The sequence below is a fragment of the Chryseobacterium sp. VD8 genome, from assembly GCF_037149975.1.
GTDB classification, from domain to species: domain Bacteria; phylum Bacteroidota; class Bacteroidia; order Flavobacteriales; family Weeksellaceae; genus Chryseobacterium; species Chryseobacterium indicum.
Window position 1 is genome coordinate 1 of record NZ_JBBCQL010000429.1, and the last position, 1,178, is coordinate 1,178.

1 protein-coding gene is annotated in these 1,178 nt (G+C 34.8%); it reads right to left on the reverse strand.

Features of this window, described 5'->3' with window-relative positions:
* Positions 1-491: 491 nt before the first annotated feature.
* The coding region (locus WFK35_RS22845; protein ID WP_336734941.1) for an AraC family transcriptional regulator at positions 492-1,178 on the reverse strand (687 nt) is incomplete at its 5' end.

Consider the following 1,178-nt stretch of genomic DNA (forward strand, 5'->3'; position numbering starts at 1 on the left):
TTTTGCAAAAAAGGATTTTCATTACAATCGGGGCTAAAATTCCTCTCATCAATAAATACTGATACGTTCTCACACACTTACCTCTCCAAAAATAAAGAATGAAGCAGAAATTGAATTATCCTAAGTTCGGAATAAGTCTTCTTAAACGCAAGGTTAAACAAAGAGATTCAATTATCAGGAATTCTGCTTTTAAGATATACAAAGGCGTAAAACTTTATAAAAGTAATACCATTTTTGTCTTTTTTAAATAAACGAAGTGCCCTTGTTTAGCTTAAAAAATTTCAATAAATAAATAAATGAATTCTTTTGTTTTTCTTTGCGATAAATCAATTATTTAAATTTATTTCTTATCCCGAACTGAAGTTAATTAATGTTTCCATAAAAAAAATTGTATCATTAGTATTTAGAAAAAACACAAAAACCCTCCCACTCTCAAACTCTAACACTCTCAAACCCTCCCACTCTAAAACCTACAACTCTCAAACCCAAAATCACTCCTCTCCCTTCAGCTTCTGCAGGTAATCCGTCGGAGCAACCCCAATTACCTTTTTAAAAATATTACTGAAAGACGAAAGACTGTTGTAGCCTACCATCATCGCGATCTCGTACATATTGTACTTCCCTTCCAGCATCAGTTCCAGAGAGCGGGTAATTCTCAGCGCACGTAAAAAACGGACGTAATTCATGCCCAGAATTTCCTTAAACTTTCGGGAAAGCGTTCTTGTACTCATCCCGAATTCTTTTGCCGTAGATTCTATGCTTAAAGGCTTTTCCAGATTCGCATGAATATACTGTGCCACCTTCAGAAGCATTTCGTCATTCGGAAAAGGATGCTGAACCGGAAATGCCAGTTTTTTATCCCTCTTTTCAGGTAAAATTCCTTTTAATGCTTTAAGAAAATCATATTTTACCCCATCATTTCTTGTGATTTTCCCATCCCAGTCTTTGGTATACAAAATCATCTCCCGAAGAAGATGACTTACCGAATAAATATTGATTTCATCAAAAAAGCCATTTTCGTTTTCTTCTTTTTTAAAATAAAAATTGTACCGATCCACTTTTGGACTCGTAGAAAAGATATAATGCGGTGTTCCGGCAGGAATCCACATAAAACATCTTGCTGGTAAATACCAGTGTTTCAGATCGGTGAAAATATGCACAATTCCACCTTCTGCATA